Source organism: Streptomyces sp. NPDC018019 (assembly GCF_044327805.1).
In the GTDB taxonomy this organism is placed as follows: domain Bacteria; phylum Actinomycetota; class Actinomycetes; order Streptomycetales; family Streptomycetaceae; genus Streptomyces.
Genome location: NZ_JBIRGD010000020.1, coordinates 76,713 through 92,304 on the forward strand (window position 1 = coordinate 76,713; position 15,592 = coordinate 92,304).

The following is a 15,592-nucleotide window of genomic DNA, read 5'->3' on the forward strand; positions in this document are numbered from 1 at the left end:
GTACGTCCAGAACGATCTCCAGGAGGCGTCCATGACAGCGCAGGTCGGCGACGAGCTGTGGGACGAGTTCCACAAGGCCGTCAACATGACCTCACGTGAGCTGCAGGAGTGGCTGAGCGTCGAGGCCGCGGGGGAGAACAGCGAGGAGGTCCCCGACCGGGCCGGGCGGCCCCTCGGCCGGCAGGTCCTGGAGATCCTCGGCAAGCGCCGCACCGACCTCACCGAGAACGACGCGGCGGCCATGCGCCGGGTCGTCGAGATCATCCGCAGCCAGCGGCCGGCCGGCACGGACGGCAAGGCCGGCGGCACCGACTGGCGCCACGGCCTGATGGACATCGGCCACGACCCCCTCAAGCCGGAGTGACCACCGGACCGCATGCCCTGGACCGGGCGTGCGGTCCGTCTGTTTCCCGGCCCTGCCGTGGCCGGTCGGCCGCATCGGGCAGCCCCTGAGCCGCCCCTCACCTCCCCAGCGCCCGCGTCCGCAACGCCAGCAGTGCCGCGAAGCGGAATTCCGGGTCGGCCAGTCGCCCGTCGAAGAGGGTTTCCAGGTGGCGCAGGCGTCTGCGGGCCGTCTGGGGGTGGATGTTCAGGGCCTGGGCGACCTCGGGGGCGGTACGGCCCCATGACATGAGCAGGGCGTCGAGCGTTTCCGCCAGCCGGACCGCCCGGCCCGCGGGCAGTCCGTCGAGCGCGCCGAGCGCGCGGTCCCCCAGCAGGCGCCCGATGTGCGCGCCGCCGAGCAGGTGCACGTCGGCCAGCCGGTCGCCGACCAGCAGCAGGCCTCCCTCCGGCGCGCCCGTGTCCCGGTGGTGGTTCAGCGCCAGTCGGACACACACGAGCGACACCCAGGCGTCGTGCGGCGCGACGGCCGGGCCGAGCGCCGCGGTCCGGCCGCGGACCGCGCTCCGTACGTCGTCGATCCCGGCCGGACCGCCGTCGCCCGAGGCGGGAAGGATCACCACGAGGTCCGCTCCGCGCGACAGCGTCAGGGCGTCGCGCTCCGCCCCCGGCACCGTGAACCGGCTGCCCGCCGCACCCCGTACGACGAGGCAGGCGACCTTGCCGGGCAGCGGCCAGCGGGCTCGTGCGGCGAGGGCTTCGAGCGGTTCGCGGGGTGTGCCGCGCGGCTGCTCCAGCAGTGCTTGCGCCAGGGCGCGGCGGCTGCGCTGCGCTTCGCCCTCCGCGCGGGCCTGGGCGGCGACGAACCCCCTGACCGCCTCGTTGGACAGGGCGTTGATGTGCGTCAGCACGGCTTCGTGCAGCGGCAGCACGATCTCGGTGGGCAGCGAAGCCGTACGGGCGATCTCCGCGTAGCGGCGGCTGCCGACCCGCGCGCCCACACGGAAGGCGGCCTGGATGCCGTCCGTGGTGCGTCCGTTGAGGAATTCGACGCGCCCCAGGTGCCGGAAGTGCCGTACGTGGTGGTCCTGTGCGCTTTCCGGCGCCTCCGTCAGCTCCGCGAACTGACGCAGCGCGCGGCACACCGAGTCGACCAGGTCGCGTCCCATGGAGGAGTCGAGGGGGCGGCGGTAGGCGGGCACCTCCTGGCGGATCGCCTCGACCATGTCGGCAGCTATGGCATCGATCCGCGGACGCAGCAACGAGCCGAAGGACGACGGCAGTTCGTGCCACGGGCCGCGCGCGAACGTATCACCGGGCGGGTGCTGCATCGCGGGTCTCCTCCGGACCGTGGGCAACGGGACGCTCGTGTCCCCGGGCCGGGATCGTGCCCCCTTCGGGCCCCGCCGGTCCAGCCTCCGCGCACGCCAGGGCACCCGCGGTCCGCCCGCCGCGGCGCCGCCTCAGACCGCCGCCGGGGGCTGCGACGGCTGACCCGGCGGCCCGCGGAAGTGTCACGCACGTGACACATTTCCCGCTGCCTGCCCGCATTCGCTGGTGCGGCCGCCCGCACGGCGCGAACGTGGTCCCGACGTTACGCGCCGGTAGCCCCCCGGACCCCGCCACGCAACAGGCGGCTCCGGAACGGCGGTTCGGTGCCGACGTCCGCCCTTCTTGTGTCCGTACCGAACCACGGCAAGAGGAGAACACCTGATGCGCAGCAACGGGACCATGCGCACAAGACGCCCGCGCCGGCCGCTCACCACGCTGACCGGTCTGGCGGTGGCGGCCGGTCTGGGGCTGGCCGGCACGACCGCGGCGCCGGCCGCCGCCCGCGAGGCGGCCCCCCGGACGGCGACCGCCCAAGCACCGGCCGCACGCACGGCCGCCGTCCAGTCGGAGACCGCTCCGTACGCCCCGGCCGCCGCAAGGCCGGGCACTGCCGCCACCGCCACCCGGTCCAACGCCACCACCGCCGACCCCGTCGGACCGCCGCAGAACGACTTCCTGTCCGCCTTCCTCTACTCGGTCGGCAAGCCCACCGTCCAGCCCACCGGCGCGAACGACTGGTCGTGCAGGCCGGGCCCGGCCCACCCCCGCCCGGTCGTCCTCGTCCACGGCACCCTGGAGAACCGGTACGCCAACTGGGCCGCCCTCTCCCCCAAGCTCAAGGACGCCGGCTACTGCGTCTTCGCCCTCAACTACGGGGGCAGCCAGGGACCCGTCCTGGGCACCGGCGACATCGCGAAGTCGGCCGGGCAGCTCGCCGCCTTCGTCGACCGGGTGCGGGCGGCGACCGGCGCGGACAAGGTCGACATCGTCGGGCACTCACAGGGCGGCATGATGCCGCGGCACTACATCAAGAACCTCGGCGGAGCCGCCAAGGTCGACAAGCTCGTCGCGCTCGTCCCGTCCAACCACGGCACCTCGCTCATCGGCCTCGGCCTGCTGGCCCGCCTCATCCCCGGCGCCGACGTGGTGGTCGGCGCGGCCTGTCCCGCCTGCGAGCAGCAGATCGTCGGCTCGCGCTTCCTGAAGGAGCTGAACGCGGGCGGCGAGACCGACCCGGCCGTCGACTACACCGTGGTCTCCACCTGGTACGACGAGGTGGTGACCCCGTACACCTCGGCGTTCCTGGCACCGGCCCGCAACGTCAGCAACGAGACCATCCAGAGCCACTGCCTCATCAACACCACCGCCCACATCAACATCACCTACGACCGGACGGCGACCCGTCTCGTCCTGAACGCCCTCGACCCGGCCCACGCCCAGCGCCCCACCTGCTGAGCCGGTACGGCCCCGGTCGGGCGCACGGCCGGCCGCCGCGCGCCCGACCGGGCTCCGCACGCCCGCCGGGGCCCTGGTCGGGCGCGGCGGAAAGTCCTGGCAGTATCGAAGGATGGCAGAACTGATCACCGCCGCGTGCGACGGGGCGTCGAAAGGAAACCCCGGGCCCGCGGCCTGGGCATGGGTCATCGCGGACGCCGCGGGCACCGTGGAGCGCTGGGCGGCCGGGCCGCTGGGCACCGCGACCAACAACGTGGCGGAGCTGACCGCGCTGCGGGAGCTGCTGGCGGCCACCGACCCGGCCGCGCCGCTCCAGGTGCGGATGGACTCGCAGTACGCGATGAAGGCGGTCACCACCTGGCTGCCGGGCTGGCGGAAGAAGGGCTGGAAGACCGCGGCGGGCAAGCCGGTGGCCAACCGGGACCTGATCGTCGCGATCGACGAGCTGCTCGCCGGGCGGGAGGTGGACTTCGTGTACGTACCGGCGCACCAGGTCGACGGCGATCCGCTGAACGCGGCGGCGGACGGCGCGGCCAGCGAGACCGCCCGCACCCAGCAGGCCATCGGCAGCGCCCTGGGCTCCGCGCTGCCGGCGCCGGAGCCGCCCGCCGCCTCGTCCGGCGGGTCCGCGCGGCAGCCGCGCGCCGCACGGGTCCCCGGTGCGCGCCAGAGCAAGGGCACCCGGCCGCGGGGCACCATCACGGCGCGGTTCCCCGGCCAGTGCCGCTGCGGGCAGGCGTACGGCAAGGGGGAGCCGATCTCGAAGAACGCGGACGGCTGGGGGCACCCCGCGTGCGCGGGCGCCGGGACGGCCGGATAACAGCACCGACGGCGGCGCCGCGCGGGACTTCCGCGGGCGCCGCCGTCGGCATGCCGCGCCGGGGTTCCGCACGGGACGCGCCGAGTGCGTGAGGGCACGGGACATGCCGAGTGCGTGACTCCGCCGTACTCCATCACCACATGAAATGCCCATCATATTTGCCATACGAAAACCTCTCGGCAGCACGACAACTGCTCTCCCTATAGCTCGTCCGAGTGAAGTACCAGCCTGTTGACGCCGGCGTACTCCACCAAGGCGGCCCGGTGGTGGAATCCTTTCTTCCTGTGATCAGGGAGCTGCCATTCGGGGAGCCCCGTGACTCTGCAATTCCCGCCTCCCGCCAGCCACTTGCCCCGTCGCCGCGCACCGGCGCGGTGCGGTGCGCCGGCGTTCCGGGGGCGGAATTGCGGAAAGAGTGGCTGGTAGAATTGAAGTTTTCTCGGTGTACGGCACTTGTGGCCGCCGTGGGTTCATTGGCCGCCGTTCTCACGGTCGGCGCCCCGGCGGCGACGTCACAGGAGCCACCTTCGGTCGCCGCGGACTCGTCCCGCTACTCCCACGAGGGTGAGCAGCGGGCCTTCCGGCATGAGCAGCTCCCGCAGAGCGCCATGCCCGGCGGCAGGTCCAGGGGGGTCATCACGCCCATCGGCCACCAGGGGTTCCACCTCCGCTACGACGGCTCGGACCGGGGGCGCGTGCTCTCGCTCGAACGGCGCCACCGCCAGCTGCGCCCCGTGTCCCTGACCTCCTGGCTGGACACCCGCGCGCACCCGGCGGTCCACCTGTCGCGCTGCCCGACCAGGGTGCCGCTGCCCGGCGCGGACGGCTTCTGCTGGCAGCGCGGCTCGTCGGACGACCTGGGCTGGGCGTACGTCCCGCAGGGCCTGACCGGTTCGGGAGAGGCCGAGCCGCGGTCCGGCCGCTGGCAGGGGCGCAGCATCGTCGCCGCGAGCTGGGCGTCCAGCTACAGCCATCCGAGCGCCCCGCGCAGCCCGGACAACCGCCCCTGGCGCGGCGCCAAGCAGATCGACCACTTCATGAAGGTGTCGTTCACGGACGTCACCGACCGGGGCCGGCCGCGCTACCGCAGCGCCCTGCTCGTCGCCCCGCAGCGGGGCGGTTTCGCGGCGCTGAAGGGCCACGGCGACACCCTTTCCTGGTACGGCCCCTACCTGTTCCTCTACAGCAGCGAGCGGCTGCGCGTCTTCGACGTACGCCACCTGTGGGCCACCAACAGGTCCTCGGCGCGTGTGGGCGTGCACCGCGGCTCGGTGAGCGCCAACTGGCAGGCCGCCGCGCTGCCGCAGGTCGGCGAGTACACCTTCGTCGGCCGCAACGGGTGCGGCAGCAGTCCGGGTGAGACGCCCTGCTTCAGCGGCGCCTCCATCGACCACAGTTCGTCGCTCTCGCCGTCGCTGGTGACCGTCGAGACCAGCAGGCCCACGTCCCGTGTGGTGCGGTGGCCGCTCAGCCCGACCAGCCACCTCCTGCGCACCGGCCACCGCGGCCTGGTGCAGGCCACCGCCGGGTACCGGGTGCCGCTGGCCGGTCCGCAGGGTGTCGTGCAGCTGGGCAACCGGTTCTACTTCACCGCGATGTGCCCGGACGCGCGCCGTCGGTTCGGTGAGCCGTACTGCCTGTTCCAGGGCGACTCCGGCGGCCCGGTACGGGTCTGGAGCCGCACTCCGGCAGCCGCCGAGAACCTCTCGTACTGGCCCGCCACCGAACGGCTCTGGGTCTCCAACGAGTCCCCGTACCGCGCGAACGTCCGTCCGCACCCCGAGCTGAACGGACGCGTCGTCTACAACGTCTCCCTCCCCGACGGCTGGGAGGACTGACGCACGATCCGCACGGCCCGCGCCGGCCGTCCCGTCCGACGGCCGGCGCTCCCCGGACGCCCTCCGCGCGATCAGTGCGCCGCGCGGAGGGCGTCCGGCGTCCGGCCGGGCCGGTGGCCCCGGTAGGGCTGAAGGGCGGACCCGGGCACGGCGAACGGGTGGTTGCGGGCCTTGCGGCGGCGTCCGCGGGCAGACGGTTACCGAAGGGGCCTGCACGGCTGATGACGAGGATGGATCAGGCATGAGCGAATACGAGCGTTCCCGTACGATGCCCGCGCTGCCCGAGCACGTATTCGACCAGGCGGGCAGTGTCGGACAGCTCGACAGCTGGCTGCCCCAGGAGCTGCACGTCCGTGCGGAGGAGCTGCCCGCGGTGACCGTGCACGAGGACCGTACGGGCGAGGACGCGCCCGCCCTGTTCCGCGCCGAGCCCGATCAGATGCGGCTGGAGTGGGGCACCAGGGAGACCGGCGGCTACGCCGGCTGGCTCCAGGTGTCCGGCATCGGCAGCGGCGCCAGCGAGGTGACGGTCCATCTGTCCTTCTTCGAGGCCCGCCACGACCCGGGCGAGCAGGCGGTCAACGCCGCACTGGACCGCAGCCTGGAGCGCCTGGAGGAGCAGGTGCGGCTGCGCGTCGACGTCGGAGGCAGCGGCTGACGGGTACGCGTACGGCACCACGCCCGGTCATGGACGCGGTGCCGCGGGTGGCCCGGCAAAGCCGCACCGCATTTCATACCAGGTTCAGGTTTGAACTCGGTATGATTTTTGCGCTACCGTCCCCCCATGACAGGCCTCCGGGAGCGCAAGAAGGAACAGACCAAGCAGCGGATCGCGGCGGTGGCCTGGCGGCTGTTCGCCGACCGCGGCTTCGACGCCGTCACGGTCAACGAGATCGCCGAGGCCGCCGAGGTCGCCAAGGCCACGCTCTTCACGTACTTCCCCACCAAGGAGTCGCTCGCCCTGCAAGGCGTCGGCGAGGACGACCTGGCCGGTATCGTCGCCGGGCGGCCGTCCGGCACGTCCGCCCTGGCCGCGCTGCGTGCCCACTACCGCGCGTTCGCCGCCGACGGTACGGCGGGCCTCGACCGGGACACGCTGGTCTCCCGTATCCGGGTGATCTTCGACAGCCCCACGCTCGGCAATGCGGCCGGCGGCCTGCTCTACCGGCAACGGCAAGCCCTGGCAGCGGTCCTGGCCGAGGAGTACGGGGATGCGGCGGCCCCCCTGATGGCGGCCCAGATCGCCGCGTCGCTGCTCACCCTCCAGGAGACGTTCTTCCACCGGCTGGCCGGCGGCGCCTCCTTGGAGGACACCCGCCGCGGTCTGGCCGCGGACGTCGAGCTCGCCTTCGACCTGCTGGAACACGGCCTGGGTCAGGCCCACGGAAAGGGACGCTGACATGCGCGCACGGGGTATCAACTACGACACCGGATTCCTCCCCGCGGAGCAGTGCTCCCGCAAGGTCTTCTGTTCCGGATCCGTACGGGACGACATGGCCACGATCGCGGACGCCCTGCACTGCGATGCGGTACGGATATCCGGTGGCGACCCGGAGCGGCTGAGCATCGCCGCCGGACACGCGGCGGCGGCCGGCCTCGAAGTCTGGTTCGCGCCTTTTCCCGTCGACCTGGCGCCCGGGGAGCTGCTGCCCTTCTTCGCCGACTGCGCGGAACGGGCCGAGGCGGTACGCCGGGCCGGTGCGGAGGTGGTGTTCGTCGCCGGCTGCGAAATGAGCGCGTTCTGCCAGGGGTTCCTGCCGGGTGCCGCCTATTCCGACCGGCTCGAAACCATGGCCACCGCGGACCGGGAGTGGTGGATGTCCCTCGGCCCGGTTCAGGAACGGCTCAATACCTTCCTCGCCGAAGTCGCCGCGCTGGTCCGCACGCGGTTCGGCGGCCGGATCACTTACGCTGCCGGGCCGTGGGAAAGCGTCGACTGGGGGCCCTTCGACTTCGTCGGCGTGGACGCCTACCGCGCCGCTTACAACGCCGACAGGTTCCGGTCCGAAATACGGGGGCACCTGGCCCACGGAAAGCCGGTCGCGGTGACCGAATTCGGCACCTGCGCGTACCGGGGCGCCGGGGAGCGCGGCGGCATGGCCTGGCAGCCGCCCGCGGACGCACAGCCGGACGAGGGCGAACAGGTCCGCTATTTCACCGGACTTTTGGACGTCTTCGAGGAAGAAGGCGTGGACACCGCGCTCTGGTTCACCTTCGCCGGCTTCGACAAGACCGGCGATGACGACATCAGTTCGTACGGCGTGGTCCGCATGCTCGACGCGACCCGCTGGCGACCGAAGCGTGTCTTCCGCACGATGGCCGGACGGTACGCACGCCACTGAGGCCGCACGGTCCGGTGCCATGACGAGACCCGGGAATGCGGAAGCAACGGGCCGGGCGGTGGTCCGGCGGGAATTCCGCCGGACCACCGCCCGGAATCCTGGATGAGCGCACGATGCGTCACATCGGCACGGTCACCGCTTGAAAGCGTCCTTGGCCTTCTCGCCGGCCTCACGTATGTCGCCCTTGGCGCGTTCCGCGCGGCCCTCCGCCGTCATGCGTTCGTTGCCGATCGCGCGGCCGACGTTTTCCTTCACCGCGCCCTTGGCACGCTCGGTCTTCGTGGAAGCCTTCTTGTCGGCAGTCATGGTCGCGCTCCTTTTCGGTCGAGCCGTTTCCTTGACAGTGCATCGCGTGCCCGTACACCGGGACCGTAAACGGGGCGATTCCGCAGGGTTCCGCACGGCCTCGGCGCGGCCGGACGCGGGGCGCGCCGTGGTCGGCGTAATGCGTCGGGAACGTCGCGCGGCACGGTGTACTCGAACGGTGAACTGGTACCCGATGCGGCTGACCACGCCGGTCAAGCAGCACGTCTTCGGCGGCCGGGCCGTCGCCGAGCGGCTCGGCCGCACCGGGCTGCCCGCCGGGCCGGTGGCGGAGACATGGGAGATCAGTGACGTCGAGGGGGAACACGCGCATGTGCTCAACGGGTCGCTGGCCGGCCACACGCTGCGGGAGCTGGCCCTGGGCCACCCGGACGACCTGGTCGGCCGGGGCTGGCGCGGCCCCCGGTTCCCGCTGCTGACCAAGTTCATCGACGCCCACCGGCCGCTGCCGGTGCATCTGCACCCCGACGACACGGCCGCCCGCGAGCAGGACGGCGAGCCGAACGGCAAGACGGAGGCCTGGCACATCCTCCACGCGCCGCCCGGCACCACCGCGCTCGCGGGCGTACGGCCCGGCGTGGACCACGACCGGCTGCGGCAGGCGCTGCTCGACCAGGACTTCGACGCCGTGCTGCGGCGCCTGCCGGTACGCGCGGGCCAGACCCTGTACGTACCGGGCGGCACGCCGCACAGCTTCGGCCCCGGCACTCTCGTGTACGAGATCGAGCAGACCTCCGACCTGCAACAGCACGCGATGCGCCACCGCATGGAGGACGGCGCCCCGATCGACGACGCGCGGTGGCGGGCCAACATCGAGGCGCTGCTCGGCCAGTGGCGGCCGGAGCACCGGCCGGACTTCCACTCCGGGCTGCGGTTGCCGGCGGAGGAGGGCGTGGCGCGGCGGATGCTGTGCGCCGGGCCGTACTTCGCGCTGGAGAACTGGCGGGTCCGGGCGCCGGGGTCGGCGATGCCGGCGTTCGACACCTGCGTGGTGCTCAGCAACATCGGCGCCGCGACGGAGGTGACCTGCGGCGCGGTCAGGGAAACCGTCGGCCCGGCCGAGACGCTCCTGCTGCCTGCCGCCGCGGTCCGCGGGGTCCGTGTCCACGGCCCCGCCGACGTGCTCCTCGGCTACCTCCCCGACCTGGAGCGCGATGTCCGCGCCCCGCTCCTCGCGGCGGGCCACACCCCCGAGGCGATCGCCGCCCTGGGCGAGGGCCTGGAGTAGCCGACCGCAGCAGCCACCGATCACCGCGACGCCCCTGTGCGCGCACCGGCCGGACCCGCCTCCGCGGCACCGCACCGGACGCCCGGCCGCGCGCCTCCCCGACGGCCGCTCCCCCTAAAGGACTACGACAAATAGGTAAAAAACGCGTGTTCATGGAGGTTCATAGTGGACTTCGGTGTACATCAACTACGCCTGCACTTCGTCCGTGCGCACGGGTCGATGACGATCGAAGGATGGGATGAATGAACAAGAAGCATGTCCGGCCGCCCCTGCCCCCACCGGGCCCCCGCCTTGGCGGGCGGGTGTCCGCGCCTCGCCACAGCTTTGGAACGCCCCCTACTGATGCGTACTGAGACACTTCCGGTCGAATCCGACTTCTTCGCACCCCGCGCGGCCATCGACGACCTGCTGAACGCGTTTCTGACGGAACGGGCGCAGAGCGCCGCCGTACCCGGCCAGTCGGCGCTCGTCCTGCTGCTGCGGGACTTCATCCACGGGGGCAAACGGGTCCGTCCGCTGCTGTGCGTGGCGGGGTGGCGTGCGGCGGGCGGGAAGGGGGACCCCGCGCAGGCCGTCCGGCTGGCCGCCTCCATCGAGCTGGCACACGCCTGTGCCCTCGTGCACGACGACATCATGGACGCGGCCGACAGCCGGCGCGGGCGGCCCTCGGTCCACCGGCTCCTGGCCGACCGCCACCCCTTGCCGGAAATGGCGGAACGCTTCGGCACCAGTGGCGCCATCCTGGTGGGCGACCTCGCCCTCGTCTGGTCCGACGAACTGCTGCACACCACGCTCATGCCGGACGCCCACCGGGTCGCCGTGCTGCGCGTCGTCGATCTCGCGCGGGCCGAACTGATCGCCGGCCAGCATCTGGACCTGCTCACCACCGGCGACCTCGACGTGAGCATGGAGACGGCGCTGACCGTCGTCCGCTACAAGACGGCCAAGTACACCATCGAACGGCCCATGCAGGTCGGTGCCGCCCTGGCCGGCGCGGACCAGCGGGTCATGGACGCGTGCAGCGCCTACGGCGTGCCCCTCGGGGAGGCGTTCCAGCTCCGGGACGACGTCCTGGGGGTGTTCGGCGACCCGGACCGGATGGGCAAGTCGCGCCTGGACGACCTGCGCGAGGGCAAGTGCACCAGCCTCATCGTCCGCGCCCTGCGGGCCGCCGCCCCCGCCCAGGCGAACCGGCTGCGGGCGCTGATCGGCGACCCCGAGCTGGGGGAGCCGGAGGCCGCGGAGGTCCGCGACATCCTCACCAGCACCGGAGCCCGGGCCGATGTCGAGCGGATGATCGAGGAGCGCTACCGCCGGGCCCTGGACGTCCTGGAGGTGGCGCCCTTCACCCCGAGCGAGGTCCGCACGCTCAAGGCCGTCGCGGAGGCGGCCGTCCATCGAACGGCATGACGCCGGCGGTCCCGCCCACCGGCCGGCACCGGGACGCGAACGGGCCGGGAACCGCCGTCCGAACCACACGGAGCCACCCCATGACGACCACGACGACGAGCGCTCCCGTGGCGGCGCTGCAGACCGTCTGGCGGGAGATCCGCCTGAGCTGGCTGTTCATCCGCGTCGACCGCTGGACCACGGTCTTCCCCGGTACCTGCTTCGTCGCGGCGGCCACCGTCCACGCCCGCCTGTCCCTGCCCCAGGCCCTGGCCACCGTGGCCCTGGGGGCGGTGTACTTCTGGCTGTTCATCTACGAGCACACCCTGGCCAACCAGCTCGTCGGCGTCGAGGAGGACCGTCTCAACAAGCCCTTCCGGCCGCTGGTCACCGGCGAGAGCACCATCCGGGGCGCCGAGCTGCGCCTGATCGCCGTACGGATCGCCTTCCCCGCGTACGGCTACTGCCTGGGCGTCCTGAAGTGGGCCCTGATGTGGCAGATCCTCTCCCTGCTCCAGCACGAGTACGGTTGGGGCCGCCACTGGCTGGGCAGAAACCTCTACGCCGGGATCGGGGTGATCGCCCAGCTGGCGGCCGCGTGGGAGATCGTCACCGCCCTCACGCCGGACGCCTGGCGCTGGATCTGGACGCTGACGATCACGGTGACCTTCCTCATGTCCGTCCAGGACCTGCGCGACATGCACGGCGACCGCGCGGTCCGCCGCTCCACGATGCCCCTGGTCTTCGGTGAACTGCCCACCCGGATCTTCCTGTGCGCCGGTTTCGCCGTCGGCCCCGTGTTCATCCACTCCTTCCTGATGGCGCCCGCCGGCCCGCACTGGTGGCTCGTCGCCACCGACGTGTTCCTGTGCGGTCTGAGCCTGCTGCTGGCGGCCCGGGTGCTGCTCCTGCGCGGCCCGGAGCCCGACCAGCGCAGCTATCGCCTGGTGGAACAGTGGTACACCTTCGCCCTCGCCGCCTCCATCTACACACTCCGCTGACGAAAGGGCCCTACGTGCCGGGAGAGGGTACGCAACGGCAGTCACGGCTGCGGATCGACGGCGTGTGGAAGGCGTACGGCCGAAGACAGGTGCTGCGCGGCGCCGACCTCGACGTACCGCCCGGGGCGCTGGTCGGTGTCGTCGGCGAGAACGGCGGGGGCAAGAGCACGCTGCTGCGCATCGCGGTGGGGCAGCTGACGCCCGACCGGGGCACGGTGGTGCGCACCGCGGCCGTCGGGTACTGCCCGCAGCGCGCCGTGCTGAACGACTCGTTCACGGTCCTGCAGCACCTGCGGCTGTTCCAGGTGGCCTACCGGCTGCCGGACCTGACGCGGGCCCATGAGCTGATGGACCTGCTGGCGTTCGCCGACTGCGGGCGCCGGCGGGCCGGGGAGCTGAGCGGCGGGACGCGGCAGAAGCTGAACCTGCTGCTCGCGCTGATGCACGACCCGCAGCTGCTGGTGCTGGACGAGCCGTACCAGGGGTTCGACTGGGACACCCACCAGCGCTTCTGGGCGCTGGCCGCCCGGCTGCGCGACGCGGGCCGGTCGATCGTCGTGGTCTCGCACCTGCTGCACGACCTGCACCACTTCGACGCGGTCGGCCATCTGCGCGAGGGCCGCCTGGACATCGAGGAGCGCACCCGATGAGGCGGCACCCTGCGGCGTTCACCGAGATGCTGCGCTGCACGCTGCTCGGCCAGCTGCGCAACCGCATGGCCCTGCTCCTGGCGGTCGCGTTCATCCCCGTGTGGATCGCCGTGGCGCGGCTGTGCGCCTCGGACCGGCCGGTGCGCTTCTTCCTCGGCTCCCTCGGCACGGACACCGTCTCCCGGGCGAGTCAGGTGAGTCAGGTCGTCAACGGCCTGGCCGCCGTCACCCTGGTCACCGGGTTCGTGATGTTCATGGAGACGTTCAAGGCCGGGGAGACGGACCGCCGGCTGCTGCTGGCCGGCTACCCGCGTCTGCCGATGCTGCTGGCGAAGGTCGCCGCCGTCGCCCTCATCGCCGCGCTCCTGGCCCTGTACACCACGGCCGTGCTGTGGGCCTCGGTACCCGTACGTCAGCTGGGCCCGCTGGCCCTCGGCGTCCTCGGCGCCGGCCTCGCGTACGGCGGCATCGGCCTGCTGCTGGGCTCGTTGGTACGGGGCGAGCTGGAGGGCTTCTTCCTCGTCATCATGCTCAGCCTGGTCGACACCGGTCTGCAGAACCCGGTCTTCAACGTGGTCGACCTGACCGGCCTGGAAATACTCCCCCTGTACGGCGCGAACCAGCTGACGCTGGCCGCGGCGTTCACGTCCCGCACCCCGTGGGCCCACGCGCTGCTCTCGCTCGCCTGGTCCGTCGCGGCCAGCGCCCTGGCCCTGCTCGTCTTCCATCTGCGCACCCGTTCCCACTGCGCGGTCGCCACCGCCACGGCCACGGCCACCGGGGTGCACGCACCGGTGACCGCGGCCGGCCCGCCGGAGGCGGCCGTACGGACCGCTTGCCGGCGGTCCCGCTAGCGGGTGTCCCCCGGGCTCCGGCGCTGGGTGTAGCGGCCCAGTGCCATGACCGGGAAGACGTGCCGGTAGCCGTCGTAGTGGACGGCCACGGCCCGGGGCACGAGTGTGCCGGTGAACCGCCGCTCCTCCCAGGTGCCGTCGTCCGTCTGCCGTTCGGTCAGCCAGCGCACCCCGGACCGCACCGCGGCGCTGTCGCGCTCCCCCGCGGCGAGCAGCGCGAGCAGTGCCCAGGCGGTCTGCGACGGGGCGGAGGAGCCACGGCCGTGGTACGCGGGATCGGCGTACGACTCCCAGTCCTCACCCCAGCCGCCGTCCTCGTTCTGCACCGACGTCAGCCAGGTGACGGCGCGCCTGACGGCCGGATGATCCCGCGGGGTCCCGGCGGCGACGAGGGCCGGGAGGACGCAGCCGGTGCCGTAGATGTGGTTGGCCCCCCAGCGCCCGAACCACGCGCCGTCGTCCTCCTGCTGCCCGAGCAGCCAGCGCACGGCGCGCCGGGTGGCGGGGTCGCGCTCCCTCCCGAGGGCCGCCAGCATCTCCACGGTGTGGGCGGTGACATCGGCGGTGGGCGGGTCGACGCAGTACTCGCCGAAGTCGAAGAAGGGCAGCTTGCCGGGGAGGCCGCTGGTGTTGTCCGCGTCGAAGGCCCCCCACCCGCCGTCCGCGCACTGCATGCCGATGCTCCACCGTGCCGCCCTGTCCACCGCGCCGTCGAGGCGGTCCCGGTCGGGGTGGTCGACGCGGTACAGCGCGAGGACCGCTTCGGCGGTGTCGTCGAGGTCGGGGTAGTTCCGGTTGTGGAACTGGAAGGCCCAGCCCCCGGGCGCGAGGCGGGGGCGCCGTACGGCCCAGTCGCCGGGGCGGTCGGACTGCCGGGTGAGGAGCCAGTCGGCGGCCTTGACCAGCACGGGGTGGCCGGCGGCCAGGCCGGCGTCGAGCAGCGCGGTCATGGACAGGCAGGTGTCCCACACCGGACTGTGCACGGTCTGCAGCTTCCGTACGCCGTCCTCGGGCCAGGAGGCGCAGTCGTCCAGGTACCTGAACGCGGCCTGGAACACCGGGTGGTCCGACGGATAACCGTGCAGGTGGAGGGCGATGAGCACCCAGGTGGTCATGGGGGTGCAGGCTCCCCAGCTGCCGTCCGCCTCCTGGTGTTCGAGCAGCCAGCGGGCACACGCGTTCAGCGCGGCCCCGCGCACCGGGCGGGGGGCGACCCTGCGGTACCCGCGCAGCACGGCGTTCGCACGCCGGAAGACGCCCTCCCAGCCGAGGAGCGGTGCCGGTCCCCGCGCGGGGGCGTCGGTGCCGTCGGAGGTGGCGAAGAGCTCGTCGATGCCGAAGGGGACCGGTCGCACGGGCCGGTGGGCGCTGATGACGCCGAGGGCCACGAGGGCCACCCGCATGATGGCGCTGAAGGAGTGGATGTTCATGGGCGCCCACGAGGGCAGGGCGATGATCTCCGGCGGGACCTCGGGAAGGTCGTCCCAGCTCCACAGGCCGAACATGGCGAGCCACACCCGGGGCTCCAGCTGGGCGGCCGCGACGCCGCCCTGCTCGCGCACCCATGCCGCGCACCGGAGCATGTGTTCCTCGTCCGGACGGTGCCCGGCGAGCCGGAGTGCCACGTATGCCTGGACGGTGGTGCCCAGGTGGCCGGCTCCGTCGAAGACGAGGGGCCAGGAGCCGTCGGCACTCTGCTGCGTACGGATCCACCGGCCGCTCGCCGCGGCCACCCGCTCGTCCAGGGTGCCCAGCAGGTGCCGCAGGAACAGATCGTGCGCGTCATAGCTCACGTCCGTCGTGAAGACCTCCTTCCACCAGCCCGCACCGTGCTGCCGCGCGAGCAAGTGGCCCGCGGCCCGCTGCACGGCGCGCCGGGCCGCGTCCTCCGTCCCGTCGGCCGGGGGGAAGGCGAAGGCGACCGTCTCCTCCCCCGCCGGGTCCGGGCTCTTCTCCCGTGGCGCGTCGTCGGCTGTCGTCGTCATGGCACTCCTGCACCTCGCTGGTGGTCCGGGCT

At 72.7% G+C, this 15,592-nt stretch carries 15 protein-coding genes; 12 read left to right on the plus strand and 3 right to left on the minus strand.

Annotated features, from left to right (window positions below; translation table 11 throughout):
- The first annotated feature begins 31 nt into the window (after positions 1-31).
- On the plus strand, positions 32-364 hold the full coding sequence (locus tag ACH4FX_RS29110) for a DUF3140 domain-containing protein (RefSeq protein WP_398483865.1): 333 nt from the start codon (positions 32-34) through the stop codon (positions 362-364).
- 97 nt (positions 365-461) lie between these two features.
- Here ACH4FX_RS29110 and ACH4FX_RS29115 read toward each other — a convergent pair whose 3' ends face one another.
- Positions 462-1,673, minus strand: a complete 1,212-nt coding sequence (locus ACH4FX_RS29115; protein ID WP_398483867.1) for a helix-turn-helix domain-containing protein — start codon at positions 1,671-1,673, stop codon at positions 462-464.
- A gap of 382 nt (positions 1,674-2,055) precedes the next feature.
- Between ACH4FX_RS29115 and ACH4FX_RS29120 the strand changes: the two genes are divergently transcribed.
- The 6 genes from ACH4FX_RS29120 to ACH4FX_RS29145 all read left to right on the plus strand — a co-directional run bounded on the left by ACH4FX_RS29120 (position 2,056) and on the right by ACH4FX_RS29145 (position 8,129).
- Positions 2,056-3,129 carry an esterase/lipase family protein gene (locus tag ACH4FX_RS29120; protein WP_398483869.1) on the plus strand — a complete coding sequence of 358 codons (1,074 nt, stop codon included), beginning with the start codon at positions 2,056-2,058 and terminating at the stop codon, positions 3,127-3,129.
- 112 nt (positions 3,130-3,241) lie between these two features.
- Positions 3,242-3,949 (plus strand): ribonuclease H, encoded by a 708-nt coding sequence (locus ACH4FX_RS29125; RefSeq protein ID WP_398483871.1) that lies wholly within the window; start codon positions 3,242-3,244, stop codon positions 3,947-3,949.
- Between the two features lie 473 nt (positions 3,950-4,422).
- Positions 4,423-5,787, plus strand: coding sequence for a hypothetical protein (locus tag ACH4FX_RS29130; RefSeq protein ID WP_398483873.1), 1,365 nt, complete (start codon positions 4,423-4,425; stop codon positions 5,785-5,787).
- A 241-nt stretch (positions 5,788-6,028) separates the two neighbouring features.
- Positions 6,029-6,445, plus strand: coding sequence for an SRPBCC family protein (locus ACH4FX_RS29135; protein WP_398483875.1), 417 nt, complete (start codon positions 6,029-6,031; stop codon positions 6,443-6,445).
- 126 nt (positions 6,446-6,571) lie between these two features.
- The gene (locus ACH4FX_RS29140) at positions 6,572-7,186 is read left to right on the plus strand and encodes a TetR family transcriptional regulator (RefSeq protein WP_398483877.1); all 615 of its coding nucleotides are present in this window, start codon (positions 6,572-6,574) and stop codon (positions 7,184-7,186) included.
- A 1-nt stretch (position 7,187) separates the two neighbouring features.
- Positions 7,188-8,129, plus strand: coding sequence for a hypothetical protein (locus tag ACH4FX_RS29145; RefSeq protein WP_398483879.1), 942 nt, complete (start codon positions 7,188-7,190; stop codon positions 8,127-8,129).
- Positions 8,130-8,261: 132 nt separating this feature from the next.
- On the opposite strand, the gene ACH4FX_RS29150 is transcribed toward ACH4FX_RS29145, so the two are convergent.
- Entirely contained in the window at positions 8,262-8,435 is a 174-nt protein-coding gene (locus tag ACH4FX_RS29150) for a CsbD family protein (RefSeq protein ID WP_398483880.1), read from the minus strand.
- Between the two features lie 178 nt (positions 8,436-8,613).
- Between ACH4FX_RS29150 and ACH4FX_RS29155 the strand changes: the two genes are divergently transcribed.
- The 5 genes from ACH4FX_RS29155 (at position 8,614) to ACH4FX_RS29175 (ending at position 13,575) form a co-directional block, all read left to right on the plus strand.
- Complete coding sequence (locus ACH4FX_RS29155; protein ID WP_398483882.1) at positions 8,614-9,681, plus strand: type I phosphomannose isomerase catalytic subunit; 1,068 nt, start codon at positions 8,614-8,616, stop codon at positions 9,679-9,681.
- A gap of 342 nt (positions 9,682-10,023) precedes the next feature.
- Complete coding sequence (locus ACH4FX_RS29160) at positions 10,024-11,091, plus strand: polyprenyl synthetase family protein (protein ID WP_398483884.1); 1,068 nt, start codon at positions 10,024-10,026, stop codon at positions 11,089-11,091.
- Between the two features lie 80 nt (positions 11,092-11,171).
- Complete coding sequence (locus ACH4FX_RS29165; protein WP_398483886.1) at positions 11,172-12,071, plus strand: UbiA family prenyltransferase; 900 nt, start codon at positions 11,172-11,174, stop codon at positions 12,069-12,071.
- Between the two features lie 14 nt (positions 12,072-12,085).
- On the plus strand, positions 12,086-12,721 hold the full coding sequence (locus ACH4FX_RS29170; RefSeq protein WP_398483888.1) for an ATP-binding cassette domain-containing protein: 636 nt from the start codon (positions 12,086-12,088) through the stop codon (positions 12,719-12,721).
- Positions 12,718-13,575, plus strand: a complete 858-nt coding sequence (locus ACH4FX_RS29175; protein WP_398483890.1) for a hypothetical protein — start codon at positions 12,718-12,720, stop codon at positions 13,573-13,575. Before ACH4FX_RS29170 ends, ACH4FX_RS29175 begins: the two co-directional genes overlap by 4 nt.
- On the opposite strand, the gene shc is transcribed toward ACH4FX_RS29175, so the two are convergent.
- Entirely contained in the window at positions 13,572-15,560 is a 1,989-nt protein-coding gene (shc, locus tag ACH4FX_RS29180) for a squalene--hopene cyclase (protein WP_398483892.1), read from the minus strand. The genes ACH4FX_RS29175 and shc overlap by 4 nt on opposite strands.
- Positions 15,561-15,592: the final 32 nt, after the last annotated feature.

What these genes read in the sequence shown, in the direction of transcription:
- ACH4FX_RS29135 (WP_398483875.1), top strand. Translation starts at nt 6,029, where the DNA reads ATGAGCGAATACGAGCGTTCCCGTACGATGCCCGCGCTGCCCGAGCAC.
- ACH4FX_RS29125 (WP_398483871.1), top strand. Translation starts at nt 3,242, where the DNA reads ATGGCAGAACTGATCACCGCCGCGTGCGACGGGGCGTCGAAAGGAAAC.
- ACH4FX_RS29145 (WP_398483879.1), top strand. Translation starts at nt 7,188, where the DNA reads ATGCGCGCACGGGGTATCAACTACGACACCGGATTCCTCCCCGCGGAG.
- ACH4FX_RS29140 (WP_398483877.1), top strand. Translation starts at nt 6,572, where the DNA reads ATGACAGGCCTCCGGGAGCGCAAGAAGGAACAGACCAAGCAGCGGATC.
- ACH4FX_RS29165 (WP_398483886.1), top strand. Translation starts at nt 11,172, where the DNA reads ATGACGACCACGACGACGAGCGCTCCCGTGGCGGCGCTGCAGACCGTC.
- ACH4FX_RS29160 (WP_398483884.1), top strand. Translation starts at nt 10,024, where the DNA reads ATGCGTACTGAGACACTTCCGGTCGAATCCGACTTCTTCGCACCCCGC.
- ACH4FX_RS29175 (WP_398483890.1), top strand. Translation starts at nt 12,718, where the DNA reads ATGAGGCGGCACCCTGCGGCGTTCACCGAGATGCTGCGCTGCACGCTG.
- ACH4FX_RS29110 (WP_398483865.1), top strand. Translation starts at nt 32, where the DNA reads ATGACAGCGCAGGTCGGCGACGAGCTGTGGGACGAGTTCCACAAGGCC.
- ACH4FX_RS29150 (WP_398483880.1), bottom strand. Translation starts at nt 8,435, where the DNA reads ATGACTGCCGACAAGAAGGCTTCCACGAAGACCGAGCGTGCCAAGGGC.
- ACH4FX_RS29120 (WP_398483869.1), top strand. Translation starts at nt 2,056, where the DNA reads ATGCGCAGCAACGGGACCATGCGCACAAGACGCCCGCGCCGGCCGCTC.
- shc (WP_398483892.1), bottom strand. Translation starts at nt 15,560, where the DNA reads ATGACGACGACAGCCGACGACGCGCCACGGGAGAAGAGCCCGGACCCG.
- ACH4FX_RS29115 (WP_398483867.1), bottom strand. Translation starts at nt 1,673, where the DNA reads ATGCAGCACCCGCCCGGTGATACGTTCGCGCGCGGCCCGTGGCACGAA.